The organism is Streptomyces sp. NPDC088732, assembly GCF_044751205.1.
GTDB lineage: Bacteria > Actinomycetota > Actinomycetes > Streptomycetales > Streptomycetaceae > Actinacidiphila.
Window position 1 is genome coordinate 63,738 of sequence record NZ_JBIVLI010000018.1, and the last position, 15,969, is coordinate 79,706.

The following is a 15,969-nucleotide window of genomic DNA, read 5'->3' on the forward strand; positions in this document are numbered from 1 at the left end:
TCGTGCAGCAGACCCAGCTTTCCTTCGCGCGCTCGGGGGCGAGCGAGGAAGATGTCAGCAACACCACAACGCGGGAGTGGCAGAGAGAGGATCCCATGACAGGAACGGGGCGGCTCGTGGTCAAGGTGACCGCGATCGTGGCAGCGCTGGTCAGCGGAGGCCTGCTCGTGATGTTGATGGTTGCTGATCTAGGCAAGACCGCCGAGGTCGCCAGCGTTATCGGCACTGTCGTGGCTCTCGCCATGGCCGTGGTGAGTGTCATCGCCCTCTACCGCGCTGGCGGCAGCGGTGGTGCGGGAGGCGGGCGGGTGCGGGCGGGAGGCCGCGGAATCGCTATTGGAGGCGACGTAGTGGGCAGTGCTCTTGGTGATCGCTCCCGCGTGACAGGTAGCCATGGCACACCTACTACTTCCAGGCAGCGTCGCCGGGTTGGACCAGACGTCAAGGCGGGACGTCACGGCAAGGCCATTGGCGGTGACGTGCGCGACAGCGCTCTCGGCGACGACAGCATCCGCCGATGAGCAATATGGGAAGCGGCAGCGAAGATAGCTACCACGAAGCCACTGGCCACGTTGAAGAAGCCATCAGGAAGCAGCTAGCTGAAACTGAGGGCCATCAACGACAATCCTCGCCGGACCGGGGTCGGCTCGGCGAGGACCAGGCGGCAGTTCGTGTCAACGTCCGCGGCCGGGGTATCTACATCGCCGGTGATGCCATCGGCAGCGCACTCGGAGACTATTCGCAGGTCCACAACGAGTTCGTCATCCAGAGCCCGCCGGAAGTGCGATGGCCGATGCAGATCGGCGCCGTGCCTCCGCTCGCTTCAGCTTTCCAAGAGCGTCCTGCATTACGCAAACAGATTGATGCTGCGCCGTCAGAGGGCACCTTCCGCACGCTAGTGCTCGTTGGCGAAGGCGGTGTCGGTAAGACCCAACTGGCTGCCTCATACGCCCGCCGCGCCGAGACCGAGCTGGTTCTGTGGGTCATTGCCAGCGACGTGTCTCAGGTGGTGACTGATTACGCGCGTGCCGCCCAGCTAGTTGACGCCCCCGGAGTTCGATACCAAGACGTCGAAGACGACGCACGGGCCTTCTTGGAATGGCTCGCTGCCACGGATCGAACCTGGTTGATCGTTCTAGACAACGTCGATGATCCCGCAGCCCTTACTTCTTGGTGGCCTGTGGGCCGAAGCGACCGAGGTTGGGTGCTGGCCACCACCCGACGCCGTGACGCGCAAGGCGCGGGCCGTCGACGTATTAAAATTGACCTGTACACGACGGACGAGGCCCGCACTTACCTGACTCAGCGCCTCAAAGCGGAAAAGGCCCAGCATCTCGCCGACAACCAATGCGATGCAATGGCGGAAGCTCTCGGCTACCTTCCCCTCGCCTTGGGTCACGCCGCGGCGTATCTCGTAAACGAAGGCGTCACCGCCAGTCGCTACCTCCGCCTCCTTCTGAGTAGTGAGCGCCGCCTAGACGAACTACTGCCTGCCGATGCAGATGTCGACGGATACGGCCGAACCGTAACCACAGCCCTTCTGCTTAACCTCCACGCCGCCGACCAGCGGTGCCCCCACTCTGGGCTCGCCCGCTACATGCTCCAGATCTGCGCACTGCTAGACCCTGCAGGACACCCAGAGGTCCTCTGGACCACCAAAGCACTACACCAATACCTCGGCAATCAACTCCGCAAAGACACCTCGAATAGGCTTGACACCCTCCTTCCCAGCGCGCTCCGACCGCAGGGAGCCAAGAAAAAGAAGCCACAACGACCAAGGCGACAGCACCCCCGCCAAATCGAGGCCCAATTCGTCTGGAACGACAGACTAAGTCCCGACGAACAGAAGGAACTCGAAAAGAAGATTCGTACTCACTTTACACAATCCGGCCTTCCACAAACTAACCCTTTCCGGGACGCTGTGGCCCGAGCTATGCAAGCAGCGCCGGTCAAAGTTGAGCAGCAAGAGGTGCGCGATACGCTTCGGATCCTGCACCGGTTCAGCCTGCTCACACACGTGGAATCCGATTCGTACCGCTCGGTTTACATCCATACTCTAACTGCGCGCACTATTCGCGAAACCTTCCCCGCTGAATACAATGAGGCCTACGCGGTAGCTGACGCAGTCCAACAAGCATGGGCTGGCGATACTAACGATTCTCAATTTGCCCGTGCCATGGAAGACAGCACGGTGATCCTGATGCGCCACTGCGGACCCATGCTTTGCCGCCCGGACGTCCACCCACTCCTTTGGAGGGCTGGCAATAGTATCGGCGGAAGCGGTAAAATTCGAGCTACTTGGGAGTTTTTCGCTCGACTACTCCCGATTGTCACTGCTTCTTTGGGTCCTGACCATGGAGACACCCTCACCACCCGCAACCATATGGCGAGTTGGCAGGGGCGGTCAGGGGACGCGGCTGGCGCAGCGCAGGCTTTCGCCGATCTCCTGTCTGATCAACAACGCATTGGCATTGGTCATCGCGATACCCTCATCACGCGTAGCAATATCGCCCAGTGGCGCGGGCGCGCGGGAGACCTGTTGGGGGCCACCGAATCTTGCGGTGAAACCCTCGTCGACGCGGAACAGATCCTCGGACACGACGATCAGACCACGGTCCTTATCCGCCAGAACCTCACGACCTTGCGAATGCTGGCAGGCTTGACTGACTCCTCAGCACAAACATTTGCTGACATCTTGTCTAGCCAGCAACGCCGGCTCCCGCCGAATCACCCCGAAACTCTGATCGTTCGCCTCAATCTAGCTTCGGCGCGCGCCCAGGAGGGAGACCACGCTGGCGCAGCGGAAGCGCTTGCTAAGCTCCTTCCCCTATTTGAACATGCCCGCGGTCCACATCACCCGGAGACGTTTGTGGTGCGGGTCAACCTAGCCGAGGCGCGAGGAAAACTTCAGGGCGCGGCCAGCGCGGTGGAAGCGTTCACTGAAATCCTCATTGACGTCGAACGTGTCCTCGGCCCAGATCACCCGGAAACCCTTGTACTCCGAAGCAAGCTTGCCGACGCGCGCGGAGAGGCGGGGGATCACGCCGGGGCTGCACAGGCATACGCCAAGCTTCTCACTCATAAAGAGCAAGTTCTCGGCCATGACCACTCATCTACGCTAATCACTCACAATAATCTTGCGGACTGGCTGGGACAATCGGGCGACGCTGCAGGCGCTGCCGAAGCCCTCACCAAACTCTGTCCCCGTCTCGAGCAAGCGTTTGGCATCAACCATCACTTCACCTTGTCCAGCCTCGATAGCCTGGCCCACTGGCGGCGAGAGGCAGGCGACGCCTCGGGCGCTGCCGAAGCCCTCACCGAACTCTTCCGCCGTATGGGCGCGAGCCGTGGGCTCCAGGAGCTCCAAGAACTACTCGTTCCCTGGGTAGAACGAAAGGGGCCTGAGAGCGAGCTCCAGGAGCTTCTCTATCGGTGGTTGGAGCAGCAGGGGGAAGACGGTCCTGAGGCATGACGCCTGGCCGCCCCTCCCGCGCGGCGCGACAAGACCCCATGAGAGCAGAACCGCTTGCCCCCAACGTCAGCAGAGGCAACACCGCCATCCGATGCGGGGACCATCAGATTCCGATTGACGGTCGGCTTTACAGACCGCGCGGCCGAGCGGCCCTCACCAGCGGAAACCCTGCATGCGTGTCTACCTGCCCCACGTCTGTCCCACAGGGACGGTCGGTGGACGGCCTGCGCAAGCGAGCTGGCCCACGAGGAGCAGCCAGTGCGTCGGACTTTCTAGGTGACGCCTCAAGACGCGGCCCCTGCGCCAAGTCGCGTGCGGCTACTGCCACGCAAGTAGCACTGAACCGATACGTTGGCCCTCTAGCTAAGCAGGCGGCACCCTCGGAGGCGTGACTGGTGGCCGGTCGGATCCGGAGAAGTTACCGACGGATAAATGAAGACAGGGCCATTCTGTCGGCCCTAATCGCGGCCCTCGGTTCCACCTTGGTAGCCGGCACACTGCCTGAGCTACTCAAGCTAATCCCCGGGGGAATCAAAACACTTGCCGCAATAATGTTTGTCGGATTCGCCATCCTGGCGGTCAGTTGGATCAGCCTGAACGGCCGTACGGGCGTGGGGGTGGCTGTATTTCTCCAGCCCACACCTACATCGGGGTGGTCCGATGCGAGGCTACTTGAACACTCATCGGCAGCAAGAAGCCGCCATGTCAGCTATTTCTACGTAAATGTTGATGAGCTACAGCCTGGCTTGACCGCTGACGCTAGAGCCAGCCTTACCCAGCGCGTCATCGAAGCGAGACTCAAAGAAGAGGAAGCGAAGAGCTCAAGCCACATCGCATTCTACTTGACCTGCAGCCTAGCCAACGCATTCAAACTTGGCCAGCAAATCTTCAATGGCACCCAGGGGGCACAGCTCCGAATCTTTGAGTTCAAGGAAATATCAGTTCATCAAGTGTCTGGCTCAGGGCCCAACACGCCGCTCCCTCCGCTCGTACTTGAGGGAACTCCCGGCGGCCCGCAAACGACCCAGGGAAGCTACCAACTCACCCCAATCATCCGTCGCGACACCATTCGCCTCTCCCCGGCCAGCAACCCACTGGCGAACAGACACGCCTTGATTCTCAACATCACCAATAATCCGAACATGGTGACCGAGGCCACACAAGCAGCCCAGGGCACACAGGGAAGTCACGGCAGGTACGTGGTCGGCATCAACGATGTGTGCAGCACGGCACTGATCTACCAGTGTACGACCACGAGATTCCCAGACGATAGGTCCGCCTATAATGAATTACTGAAAGACATTGTGCAGTATTGGGGTTTCTATCTATCCACCCAGGCGAGTCCCCACGGATCGATCCCCGAGGGGCGCCTCTTCATCTCGGCACCAAGTTCGTTGGCCTTCTCATTGGGAGCCCTGTTGCCCGCATCTACATCAGTAATCGAATACATCTGACCCATCACCGAAAGAGGGAGGACTCTTTGCCGTTCGCAATCATCGACGGCGACGACGTCGGGAGCAAGGTAGAGAGGCACCTGCTATCCAATAATGTCTCCGCGTTCACCGAAGCTTCCAGAATGATCGCCGACTCCATTGAAGAACTGGCCGAAGAACTAGGAAAAATAGCCGGCGCCGAAGTTATCGCCGTAGGGGGTGACAGTATCTTGACAGAGTTCCGAAGCGATGCCATGGATGAACTGATCAACACATTGACCGGCCTCCAGAGGCCGGAACGTCTCACCTTTTCGGCTGGCGTCGGTACGACGCTTCGGGAGAGTTTCGTAGCTCTGCGAATGGCCAAGTCTTCCGGAAAATGCAGAATCGTGGCTTTCCCAGAGGAATTGGGTTAGCCATGTCGCTCATCGATGGTGACTTTGCCTGGTCCTGCGGCTCGTCGCCTACACGACCCGTTCATGCCGAGAGAAAGTCCTGATGCCTGCCCGGTGGACCCTAGCCCTCCAAACCGAACGCCCCACTACCGGAAACTTGGCCACCCCCGTCCAACTCCACGGCCTCGCCGCCACACTTCTGGAAACCGCTGACCCCGACCTCACCTTACTCATCGGTCGCCGCATCCGCCTGGGCCGGGGAGTGTCATGGAGCCAGCCCAGGCGGAGGGTAGCCAGGGCTGGGTGGTTGGTATACGGACCACCGAGCCCGGCACAAGCCCTACACCGTCGCACCGTTGCTGGTCAGCTGCCCTAGGGGGTGAATTGCTCTGCGGCTTACATGACAGCGAAGAATCGCGAAGCGCAAAGACCGGGGCCAGACGTCCACAGAAGTGCGCTGGAAGGTAGGCAACGTGCCCCACTCCCAGACCTTCCGCACGAAGACCCTGGCCGATGGTCGCCGCGCGCGGAGCTGCTCACTGCAGTAAAGAACGGCGAACCCTTCGATGAAGCCACCGGCCTGCCCATGTCCGAGCTGCGCAGGCGCAATGACGTGAACTGGTACCAGCACGCCCGCGACTACATCGAGATGAAGTGGCCCTCCGCCCCGGCAAAGACGCGAACCACCCTGGCGGAGGCGATGGTGAGCGCCACGCCTGCCCTGGTATCAACACACCGCGGCATGCCGGAGGCCCGGGAACTCCGACGCGCGCTGTACAGCTGGGCGTTCAACAAGAACCGTTGGCGAGACGAACCCCCTGACGAAGTTCAGCGTGTCCTCGACTGGGTCGAGCGGCACACGGTACCCATGAGTGCCTTGGAAGACCCGCTGCTGCTCCGGAAGGTGCTCACGGGCTTCACAGTGCGCCTGGACGGCCAGCCGGCCGCCGCGTCCGTTGTCCGTCGTAAGCGCGCCATTTTCCACAACGCCCTCGGCTTCGCAGTGGAGGCCCGTCGGCTGACCGTGAACCCGCTCCCCCAGGTGCAGTGGGCGATCCCGAATCCGGTCGAACAGGTGGACCCGGGATGCGTCGTCAACCCTCGGCAGGCCCGGCGGCTACTTGATGCCGTGGCGGAGCAGGGTGAGCGTGGAAAGCACCTGCGGGCGTTCTTCGGCTGCCTGTATCACGCAGGGCTTCGACCCGGGGAAGCCGTGTGGCTGCGCCGAACGAACTGTGAACTCCCACTCGAAGGGTGGGGGACGCTCCACCTCGACGGTTCACGGCCTCGCGTTGGGAGCTCCTGGACCGACTCCGGCACCGCCCATGATGAGCGCGGTCTCAAGTGGCGCCCCCGCAAGGACGTGCGGCACGTCCCCATCCCGCCTGGCTTTGTGCTCATGCTCCGCGAGCACCTGGAGACGTACGGCACGGCCCCAGACGGACGGCTGTTCCAAACGGCCCGCGGAGAGCTGGTACAGGAGAGTGGCTATGGGGAGGTCTGGGCACGGGCCCGCAGGCGGGCACTGTCGCCTGAGCAGCAAGCCTCCCCCTTGGGCTCTCGCCCGTACGACCTGCGCCACGCGTGCGTATCTCTGTGGCTGAATTCAGGGGTGGACCCGGTGGAGGTCGCCCGGCGCGCCGGCCACACGGTCGCGGTACTGCTCAAGGTTTACGCCAAGTGCCTGGACGGTGCTACAGCCATGGCCAACGCCCGGATCGAGGCTGCGCTGAAAACCTGGGAGTGATCGCCAAGGCTGCCCCACGCATGCCCCACAGGCGCTGGTCAGCATGCGATTTCAGGTGAGACACAATGGGACCAACCCGGCATTCCAGGCGAAGGGGCTTGCCTCAAAAAAGAACCCCCGTTGCACCGCGTTTCCGCAGTTCAACGGGGGTTTCTTCCACTGTGGCGGCGCCAGGATTCGAACCTGGGTAGGCTAAGCCGACGGATTTACAGTCCGCTCCCATTGGCCACTCGGGCACACCGCCTGGGAAGTGTCTCCAGGGGCCGTTGTGCGTGGTCCCCGTGGCGACGTCGTAAACAATACCCGATGCCCGGGGGTGCTCCGCCACCCTATTGATCAGCGCCTCCGGCGGGTCGGATGGCTAGGCTTGCGGGAGCGGCCCGGTGGCGGGTCGCGGACCTGACGGATCAGAGCCAAGGAGCCAACAGAAGATGGCCGACTCCAGTTTCGACATCGTCTCGAAGGTCGAGCGGCAGGAGGTCGACAACGCCCTCAACCAGGCCGCGAAGGAGATCTCGCAGCGCTACGACTTCAAGAACGTCGGCGCTTCGATCGGGTGGTCCGGGGACAAGATCGCGATGCAGGCCAACTCGGAGGAGAGGGTCAAGGCGATCCTCGACGTCTTCGAGACCAAGCTGGTCAAGCGCGGGATCTCGCTGAAGGCGCTGGACGCGGGCGAGCCCCAGCTGTCCGGCAAGGAGTACAAGATCTTCGCGTCCATCGAGGAGGGCATCTCCCAGGACAACGCGAAGAAGGTCGCCAAGATCATCCGCGATGAGGGGCCGAAGGGCGTCAAGGCGCAGGTGCAGGGCGACGAGCTGCGGGTGAGCTCGAAGAGCCGGGACGACCTGCAGGAGGTCATCGCGCTGCTCAAGGGCAAGGACCTGGACTTCGCCCTGCAGTTCGTGAACTACCGCTGACCGCGGGCACGCCGAGGTCCCGGCCGGAGGAGGCGGCCGGGACCTTTGTCGTAGGCCGATGGGTCCGCGGGGGCGCCGGGCACGCCGGCGCGGATGGGTTTGAGTGGGTTTCACCACGAACCTGACACCGGGTGAACGGGAGGGGCCCCCATCGGAAACGCCCCGGCATGCGTAGGGTCTTTCGTTGAAGGTCTCCTCGGGCCCACCCCCCATGTGGGACCCGGGCAGTCGTCTCGAGGATGGAGCCGGGCAATGCAGAACCGCACCGCTGTGGTGGAAGACCTGATGGGCCGCTTCCCGCACGTGCCACGCGAAGCGGTCATCAAGGAGGACCTGCTGCGCGGCGGGATCGCGTTCGACGATTCCGCGCTGAGCGGTGGCGACGACGGCGACGTGAAACCGAAGTCGTACTTCATCTTCTCCTTCGACCACCGCACGCTGCCGGAGCTGGGCGCCGCCGCGCTGAACCGCCCGCCCGAGGAGATCGTGCTCACCGGCGGCCCGTACGACCTGCGCCGCACGGTGGTGTCGGTGCGCGTCAACCCGGCGTCGCCGTACCGTGTGCAGGCCGGGGGCCGCGGGGTGCTCGGGCTGTACCTGGACGGGGTGCGCATCGCGGACGTGGGCCTGCCGCCGATGCCGGACTACTACCGGCACACCCTGGAGAACGGGAAGTCGGTGATGGAGGTCGCGCCGACGATCCAGTGGGGCTATCTCGTCTATCTGACGGTGTTCCGCGTCTGCCAGTACTTCGGCGTCAAGCAGGAGTGCCAGTACTGCGACATCAACCACAACTGGCGCCAGCACAAGGCGGCCGGCCGTCCCTACACGGGCGTGAAGCCGGTCGAGGAGGTGCTGGAGGCGCTGGAGATCATCGACAAGTACGACACGGCGAAGACCTCCACGGCGTACACCCTCACCGGTGGCGCGATCACCGGCAAGGTGGCGGGGCGCGACGAGGCCGACTTCTACGGGCACTACGCCAAGGCGATCGAGGAGCGCTTCCCCGGCCGCTGGATCGGCAAGGTCGTCGCCCAGGCGCTGCCCAAGGAGGACGTGCAGCGCTTCAAGGACTACGGCGTGCAGATCTACCACCCCAACTACGAGGTGTGGGACCGGCGGCTGTTCGAGCTGTACTGCCCCGGCAAGGAGCAGCACGTCGGCCGTGACGAGTGGCACCGCCGCATCCTGGACTCCGCCGAGATCTTCGGCCCGCGCAATGTGATCCCGAACTTCGTGGCGGGTGTGGAGATGGCCGAGCCGTTCGGCTTCACCAGTGTCGGCGAGGCGATCGACTCCACCGCCGAGGGGCTGCGCTTCTTCATGTCGCGGGGCATCACGCCGCGCTTCACCACATGGTGCCCCGAGCCGACGACGCCGCTCGGCAAGGCCAACCCGGAGGGTGCGCCGCTGGAGTACCACATCCGGCTGCTGGACGTGTACCGCGCGACGCTGGAGGAGTTCGGGCTGTCCTCGCCGCCCGGGTACGGTCCGGCGGGCCCGGGCAACGCCGTGTTCTCCGTCAGCTCCTTCATGGACAGCATTCCCGCCGCGCCGGCCGTGGTCGGCTGAGGTGGCCACGCTCCTGATCGTCCATCACACGCCCTCGCCGAATCTGCAGGCGATGTTCGAGGCGGTCGTCTCGGGGGCCACGACGGACGAGATCGAGGGCGTGGACGTCGTGCGGCGGCCGGCGCTGTCCGCGACGGCCTCCGACGTGCTGGCGGCGGACGGCTACCTGCTGGGCACGACCGCGAACCTCGGCTACATGTCGGGGGCGCTGAAGCACTTCTTCGACCAGGTCTACTACCCGTGCCTGGACGCCACGCGCGGACGTCCCTTCGGGTACTGGGTGCACGGCGGGAGCGACGTCACGGGCACCGTGCGCGGGATCCGGTCGATCACCACGGGCCTGGGGTGGGAGCAGGCGGCCGCGGAGGTCACGGTCACCGGTGAGCCCTCCAAGGCCGATCTGGAGGCCTGCTGGGAGCTCGGGGCGACGCTGGCGGCAGGGCTGTCCGGCTAGGCCCGCTCGCCCCTCGGGGGCGGCCTGCGGCCCGACGTGCCCCGGCCGTACCCCCGTCCTACCGTGGAGGAGGAGAGAGGGGCACTCCATGGCACCCCGGGTACTCGACGACACGGCACTGGACGCGCTGCGTTCCGGCTTCGGCGGCGAGGTCGTCACTCCGGGCGACCCGGTGTACGACGAGAGCCGCACCGTCTTCAACGCGATGATCGACCGGCGTCCGGCGGTCGTCGCGCTCTGCGAGTCGGCCGAGGACGTGGCGTCGGCGCTCCGCTTCGCCGGGGAGCGCGACCTGGAGGTCGCGGTCCGCGGTGGCGGGCACAGTGTCGCCGGCAACGCCCTGAACGACGGCGGTCTCGTGGTCGACCTGCGCCGGATGCACGCGGTGGTGGTCGATCCCCGGGCGCGTACGGCGCGGGTCGGGGGCGGCGCCCTGATGACCCATCTGGACCGCGCGGCCCAGCCGTACGACCTGGCCACGACCGGCGGCCGGGTGTCGACGACCGGGGTGGGCGGTTTCGCCCTGGGCGGCGGTTCGGGATGGCTGGAGCGCCGGTTCGGGCTCGCCTGCGACAGCCTGGAGGAGGTCGAACTCGTCACCGCCGACGGCACCATGGTGCGCGCCGCACAGGACGAGAACCCCGAGCTGTTCTGGGCTCTGCATGGTGGCGGCGGCAACTTCGGTGTCGCCACCTCCCTGACCTTGCGGCTGCACCAGGTGCCGCGGATGACCGCCGCCCTGCTGCTGTGGCCGTCGGCGACGGGTCCCGAAGTGCTGTGTGCCTACCGGGACTTCATGGAGTCGGCGCCGCCCGAGGTCGGCGGGGCCGTGCTCTATGTGACGGCCCCGCCGGAGGACTTCGTTCCGCCGCACATGGCGGGCACTTTGGTGGCCGCCACCTTGGTGACGTACATCGGCCAGGAGGAACCGGCGCGGGAGCTGATCGCGCCGCTGCTGGCCCTCTCCCCCGAGGGCAGCGCGATCGCCGAGCTTCCGTACGCGGAGTTGCAGTGCCTGCTGGACGCCCCTGCGGGCTACCGCAACTACTGGTCCGCGGAGTACCTCTCCGCGCTGCCCGACGAGGCCGTGGAGCGCTTCTGCGCCCGCTCCCGGGCGATGGTGGTCCCCTCCCCCTCGCAGCAGGCCCTCTTCCCCGGCGGCGGTGCCATGGCGCACGGCCCGGACGACTACCCGCTGCCCTGGCGCCGTGCCGCCTGGGTCGCCCATCCCTTCGGCATGTGGGAGAGTCCCGCGGACGACGGCCGCGGCCGGCAGTGGGCCCACGACGTGCGCGAGGACATGAAGCCGTGGTCCATCGGCGCGGTCTACCTCAACTTCATCGGCGACGAGGGGGAGGGCCGGGTCATCGCCGGGTTCGGCGCGCACAATCTGAGCCGCCTCGCCCGGGTCAAGACCGAGTACGACCCGGGCAACGTCTTCCGGCTCAACCACAACATCGAGCCGGGCTGAGCCCTCCCCCGGGGCGCTACTCCTCGACGGGGACGATCTCGCGGCCGAGCGGCAGCAGGGAGATCGGCACCATCTTGAAGTTGGCGATGCCGAAGGGGATGCCGATGATCGTCAGGCAGAAGCCGACGCCCGCGACGATGTGACCGATGGCGAGCCAGATGCCCGCGAAGATCAGCCAGATGATGTTGCCGAGCGTCGAGGCGACGCCGGCGTCCGGGCGCTGCACCGTGGTGCGGCCGAACGGCCACAGCACGTAGTTGGCGATCCGCAGGGAGGCGATGCCCCACGGGATCGTGATGATGAAGATGAACATCAGCAGGCCCAGCAGGGCGTAGCCGATGGCCATCCACAGCCCCCAGATGATCAGCCACAGGACGTTGAGGATGAGGTTGATCGTCTTCATGCTGTCAGCCTCCCACGGGAGCGCGGGCACGGCCCGCGCGGGTTCGGTGGCCGGCGCTCAGCGGCGGGGGCCGGCCATCTCCTCCAGCCGGGCGATGCGCTCGGCCATCGGGGGGTGGGTCGAGAAGAGCTTGGACGCGTCGCCCGGGCGGAACGGGTTGGCGATCATCAGGTGGCTGGTGGTCTCCAGCCGCGGCTCGGGGCGCAGCGGCAGGCGCTTGGTGCCCGCGTCCAGCTTGCGCAGGGCGGAGGCCAGGGCCAACGGGTCACCGGTGAGGCGGGCGCCGGAGGCGTCGGCCTCGTACTCGCGGGAGCGGCTGACGGCGAGCTGGATCAGGGACGCGGCCAGCGGGCCCAGGATCATCAGGAGCAGCATGCCGAGCAGGCCGGGGCCCTCGTCGTCGTCGGAGCGGCCGATGGGGATCAGCCAGGCGAAGTTGACCAGGAACATCACGACGGAGGCCAGGGCGCCGGCGACCGAGGAGATGAGGATGTCGCGGTTGTAGACGTGGCTGAGCTCGTGGCCGATGACGCCCCGCAGCTCGCGCTCGTCCAGGATGCGCAGGATGCCTTCGGTGCAGCACACGGCGGCATTGCGCGGGTTGCGGCCGGTGGCGAAGGCGTTGGGTGCCTCGGTCGGCGAGATGTAGAGCCGGGGCATCGGCTGCCGTGCGGCGGTGGAGAGCTCGCGGACCATCCGGTAGAGCGCCGGGGCCTCGAACTCGCTCACCGGCCGCGCGCGCATCGCCTTCAGGGCGAGCTTGTCGCTGTTCCAGTAGGCGTACGCATTGGTGCCGAGCGCGATGACCAGCGCGACGATCAGTCCCGTACGCCCGAAGAAACTGCCGATGATCAGGATGAGTGCCGACAGTCCGCCGAGGAGCGCGGCGGTCTTCAGCCCGTTGTGCCGGCGGTGCACGGTCACCCTCCAAGATGTGCAGCAGGAAGACGTTTTCTCCGTTTTCCTAGGAGAACCTCCTGCAAGGGCCAACGCCACCGGGGGGACGTTAGTTCCCTTGTGCGCTTTTCACAGAGCGCTCAGAGCAGCGTGCTCGAAGCGAAGCGCAGGACGAGCTGCGGCGCGCCCGACAGGGCGATGCCGACGACGGCGGTGAGCGCGATGGCGGCCGTCAGGGGCGCGGGCGTACGGGTGCGCTCGGCGGCCGGGGCCTCCGCACGGGTGAAGAGCACGGCCGTCCAGCGCAGGTAGTACACCAGGGCGATGACGACGTTGACGGCCATGACGGCGGCCAGCCAGCCCAGGCCCGCGTCGACCGCGGAGGAGAAGACGGCGACCTTGGCGAAGAGGCCGATGACGCCCGGCGGCAGGCCGGCCAGGCAGAGCAGGAAGAAGGCCATGGCGAGCGCCGCGAACGGCTGGCGGGCGTACAGGCCGCGGTAGTCGGTGAGCCGGTTGCCGGGCGCGGTGCGGCCGACGAGGGCGGCGACGGCGAAGGCGCCCAGGTTCACGGCGCCGTACATCAGCGCGTACGCCAGGGTGATGCCGACCTGGCGCTGCGGGTCGGCGTACGCGGCGGCGGCGATCGGCACCAGGAGGTAGCCCGCCTGGCCGATCGAGGACCAGGCCAGCAGGCGTACCGCGCTGCGCGACTGGCCGGGGCGCTGACGCAGGGCGGCGACATTGCCGACGGTCATGGTGAGCGCGGCCAGCACCGCAATGGCGGGGCCCCACACGTGCGCGTACGGCTCGAAGGCGACGACCGTCACCAGGATGAGGCCGGAGAAGCCGGCCGCCTTGCCGACGACGGAGAGGTAGCCCGCGACGGGCAGCGGGGCGCCGGTGTAGGTGTCGGGCACCCAGAAGTGGAAGGGGGCGACGGCGAGCTTGAAGGCGAAGCCGACGACGGTGAGCGCGGCGCCTGCGGCGGCGAGGGTGTCCAGGCGGGGATCGACCGTGTCCAGGCCCCGGGCGACGGCCGACAGGTGCAGGGTGCCGGTGGCGGCGTAGACGAAGCTGACGCCCAGCAGGGTGACCGCCGTCGCGGCGACGGAGGTGAGGAAGAACTTCAGGGCCGCCTCGCCCGACAGCCGGTCGCCGCGGCGCAGGCCGACCAGGGCGAAGGACGGCAGCGTGGTGACCTCCAGCGCGATGACCAGGGTCGCCAGGTCGCGGGAGGCGGGCAGCAGGGCGGCACCGGCGGCCGAGGACAGCAGCAGGAACCAGAACTCGCCGGCCGGCATCCGCTCCATCAGGTGCACGGAGAGCAGGGCGGCGACCAGTGCCCCGGCCAGCACCAGCAGCTGGATTACCAGCGTGAAGTGGTCGGCGACGTAGGAGCACTCGCGGGGGCTGCCGACGAGGCAGAACGTGGTGCGGTCGCCGTCCAGCAGCGGCAGCAGGCCGAGCCCGGCCAGGACGAGACCTCCGGCGGTGATCCAGGCGAGCGCCTGCTTGCGGCCCTCGGGGAGGAACAGGTCGGTCACGAGGACGGCCAGCGCGGCCGCCGCGACGATCGTGGGCGGCGCGATCGCCGCCCAGTCGACGGACTGGATGACGGAGGTGGCGAGGGGGCTCATCAGCTGCCTCCGAGCAGGGAGCGCACGGCCGGGTCGGTCAGGCCGAGCAGGACGGCGGGCCACAGGCCGGCCAGGACGGTGAGGGCGACCAGCGGGGTCCATGCGGCGAACTCGTAGCCCCGGACGTCGGCGAGGGCCGGCGCGCCGGTGACGGTGTCGCGGTCGCCCATGCAGACGCGGCGCACGACGACCAGGAGGTACGCGGCGGTCAGCAGGGTGCCGAACGCGGCGATCGCGGTGAACGTCAGGTACGCGCCCCGGTCCAGGCCCGCGGCGGGCTTGAAGGAGCCGAACATGGCCAGCATCTCGCCCCAGAAGCCGGCTAGGCCCGGCAGGCCGAGGGAGGCGACGGCGGCGAAGGCCAGAAGGCCGCCCATCCGGGGGGCGCGGCCGTACAGCGCGGCGCCGGTCCGGCCGGCGAGGCCGTCCAGGTCGGTCGTGCCGTAGCGGTCCTTCAGCGCGCCGACCAGGAAGAAGAGCAGGCCCGTGATCAGGCCGTGCGCGATGTTGGCGAAGAGCGCGCCGTTGACGCCGGTCGGGGTCAGCGTGGCGATGCCCAGCAGGACGAAGCCCATGTGGCCGACGGAGCTGTACGCGATCAGGCGCTTGAGGTCGCCGCCGGAGCCGCTGCGGGCCAGCGCCAGGCACGCCAGCGATCCGTAGATGATGCCGACGACGGCGAAGGCGGCCAGGTAGGGCGCGAAGGTCCGCATGCCGTCGGGGGCGACCGGCAGGAGGATGCGCACGAAACCGTAGGTGCCCATCTTCAGCAGGACGCCGGCCAGCAGCACGGAGCCGACGGTGGGGGCCGCGGTGTGCGCGTCGGGGAGCCAGCTGTGCAGGGGCCACATCGGGGCCTTCACGGCGAGGCCGATGCCGATGGCGAGGACGGCGATCAGTTGCGTGGAGTGACTGAGCGGTGACGCGTTGTCAGTGGCGAGTGCCACCATGTCGAATGTGCCGGCCTTCACCCCGATGAGGAGCAGGCCGAGCAGCATGACCACGGAACCGAGCAGCGTGTAGAGGATGAAGCGCAGGGCGGACTTCTCCCGGTTCTCGCCGCCCCAGCGGGCGATGAGGAAGTACATCGGGATCAGGACCGTCTCGAAGGCCAGGAAGAAGAGCACCAGGTCGAGCACGGCGAAGGTCGCCAGCGTGCCCGACTCCAGCAGGAGCAGGAGCGCGACGAACGCCTTCGGGGAGGGGCCCGCGGGCATCTTGAAGTAGCTGTAGAGCGCGCAGAGGAAGGTCAGCAGCGCGGTCAGGACGAGGAGGGGGAGGCTGATGCCGTCGACACCGAGGTGGAGGTGGATGCCGAGCGCCGGGATCCAGTTGATGTCGGTGGTGGCCTGCATCGTCGCCGGCCTGCCGTGGTCGAAGCCGGCGGCCAGGACGACGGTGAGGGCGAGCACGAGACCGGTGACGGTCACACCGTGGCGCAGCACGGCCTGGTCGGGGCTCTTGCCCTTCAGGCCGGGCGGGGGCGGCAGCAGGGCGCCGACGGCGCCGAGCAGCGGCAGGACGACGACGGCCGCGAGGACGTACTGGAGGACGGTGTCGTTCAC

The 15,969-nt window shown here is 66.7% G+C and carries 12 protein-coding genes, 1 tRNA gene and 1 pseudogene; 9 read left to right on the forward strand and 5 right to left on the reverse strand.

What is annotated here, in order from left to right; translation table 11 throughout:
* Positions 1–2 precede the first annotated feature (2 nt).
* From ACIP9H_RS28335 to ACIP9H_RS28355, 5 genes and pseudogenes are all read left to right on the forward strand, one after another.
* Positions 3–521: a hypothetical protein gene (locus ACIP9H_RS28335; protein ID WP_401961467.1), complete on the forward strand. Its 519-nt coding sequence runs from the start codon at positions 3–5 to the stop codon at positions 519–521.
* Positions 518–3,472: a tetratricopeptide repeat protein gene (locus ACIP9H_RS28340; RefSeq protein ID WP_401961470.1), complete on the forward strand. Its 2,955-nt coding sequence runs from the start codon at positions 518–520 to the stop codon at positions 3,470–3,472. Before ACIP9H_RS28335 ends, ACIP9H_RS28340 begins: the two co-directional genes overlap by 4 nt.
* 551 nt (positions 3,473–4,023) lie before the next feature.
* Positions 4,024–4,926 carry a hypothetical protein gene (locus ACIP9H_RS28345; RefSeq protein ID WP_401961472.1) on the forward strand — a complete coding sequence of 301 codons (903 nt, stop codon included), beginning with the start codon at positions 4,024–4,026 and terminating at the stop codon, positions 4,924–4,926.
* Positions 4,927–4,952: 26 nt separating this feature from the next.
* A complete protein-coding gene (locus tag ACIP9H_RS28350) occupies positions 4,953–5,321 on the forward strand; it encodes a mCpol domain-containing protein (protein ID WP_401961474.1) in 369 nt (122 codons plus the stop codon).
* 392 nt (positions 5,322–5,713) lie between these two features.
* A pseudogene (locus ACIP9H_RS28355) lies at positions 5,714–7,047 on the forward strand (tyrosine-type recombinase/integrase).
* A 162-nt stretch (positions 7,048–7,209) separates the two neighbouring features.
* Here ACIP9H_RS28355 and ACIP9H_RS28360 read toward each other — a convergent pair.
* Positions 7,210–7,291 (reverse strand) — tRNA-Tyr (locus tag ACIP9H_RS28360).
* A gap of 187 nt (positions 7,292–7,478) precedes the next feature.
* On the opposite strand from ACIP9H_RS28360, the gene ACIP9H_RS28365 reads away from it, so the two are divergent.
* The 4 genes from ACIP9H_RS28365 to ACIP9H_RS28380 all read left to right on the forward strand — a co-directional run bounded on the left by ACIP9H_RS28365 (position 7,479) and on the right by ACIP9H_RS28380 (position 11,464).
* Positions 7,479–7,967: a YajQ family cyclic di-GMP-binding protein gene (locus ACIP9H_RS28365; protein ID WP_401596061.1), complete on the forward strand. Its 489-nt coding sequence runs from the start codon at positions 7,479–7,481 to the stop codon at positions 7,965–7,967.
* A 252-nt stretch (positions 7,968–8,219) separates the two neighbouring features.
* On the forward strand, positions 8,220–9,539 hold the full coding sequence (locus ACIP9H_RS28370; protein ID WP_401596059.1) for a radical SAM protein: 1,320 nt from the start codon (positions 8,220–8,222) through the stop codon (positions 9,537–9,539).
* Between the two features lies 1 nt (position 9,540).
* Positions 9,541–9,993 (forward strand): flavodoxin family protein, encoded by a 453-nt coding sequence (locus ACIP9H_RS28375; protein WP_401596057.1) that lies wholly within the window; start codon positions 9,541–9,543, stop codon positions 9,991–9,993.
* A gap of 88 nt (positions 9,994–10,081) precedes the next feature.
* A complete protein-coding gene (locus ACIP9H_RS28380; RefSeq protein WP_401596054.1) occupies positions 10,082–11,464 on the forward strand; it encodes an FAD-binding oxidoreductase in 1,383 nt (460 codons plus the stop codon).
* Positions 11,465–11,480: 16 nt separating this feature from the next.
* Here the strand turns inward: ACIP9H_RS28380 and ACIP9H_RS28385 are convergent, their stop codons facing one another.
* The 4 genes from ACIP9H_RS28385 to ACIP9H_RS28400 form a co-directional block, all read right to left on the reverse strand.
* Complete coding sequence (locus ACIP9H_RS28385; RefSeq protein WP_401596051.1) at positions 11,481–11,867, reverse strand: YccF domain-containing protein; 387 nt, start codon at positions 11,865–11,867, stop codon at positions 11,481–11,483.
* Between the two features lie 57 nt (positions 11,868–11,924).
* Entirely contained in the window at positions 11,925–12,785 is an 861-nt protein-coding gene (gene htpX, locus ACIP9H_RS28390) for a zinc metalloprotease HtpX (protein ID WP_401596078.1), read from the reverse strand.
* Positions 12,786–12,904: 119 nt separating this feature from the next.
* Positions 12,905–14,404 (reverse strand): NADH-quinone oxidoreductase subunit N, encoded by a 1,500-nt coding sequence (locus ACIP9H_RS28395; protein ID WP_401596048.1) that lies wholly within the window; start codon positions 14,402–14,404, stop codon positions 12,905–12,907.
* Positions 14,404–15,969: a NuoM family protein gene (locus ACIP9H_RS28400; protein WP_401961480.1), complete on the reverse strand. Its 1,566-nt coding sequence runs from the start codon at positions 15,967–15,969 to the stop codon at positions 14,404–14,406. The genes ACIP9H_RS28395 and ACIP9H_RS28400 overlap by 1 nt, the downstream gene beginning before the upstream one ends.

Coding starts and splice junctions, on each gene's coding strand:
- ACIP9H_RS28370 (WP_401596059.1), top strand. CDS start 8,220: ATGCAGAACCGCACCGCTGTGGTGGAAGACCTGATGGGCCGCTTCCCG.
- ACIP9H_RS28345 (WP_401961472.1), top strand. CDS start 4,024: ATGTTTGTCGGATTCGCCATCCTGGCGGTCAGTTGGATCAGCCTGAAC.
- ACIP9H_RS28365 (WP_401596061.1), top strand. CDS start 7,479: ATGGCCGACTCCAGTTTCGACATCGTCTCGAAGGTCGAGCGGCAGGAG.
- ACIP9H_RS28385 (WP_401596051.1), bottom strand. CDS start 11,867: ATGAAGACGATCAACCTCATCCTCAACGTCCTGTGGCTGATCATCTGG.
- ACIP9H_RS28340 (WP_401961470.1), top strand. CDS start 518: ATGAGCAATATGGGAAGCGGCAGCGAAGATAGCTACCACGAAGCCACT.
- ACIP9H_RS28395 (WP_401596048.1), bottom strand. CDS start 14,404: ATGAGCCCCCTCGCCACCTCCGTCATCCAGTCCGTCGACTGGGCGGCG.
- ACIP9H_RS28380 (WP_401596054.1), top strand. CDS start 10,082: ATGGCACCCCGGGTACTCGACGACACGGCACTGGACGCGCTGCGTTCC.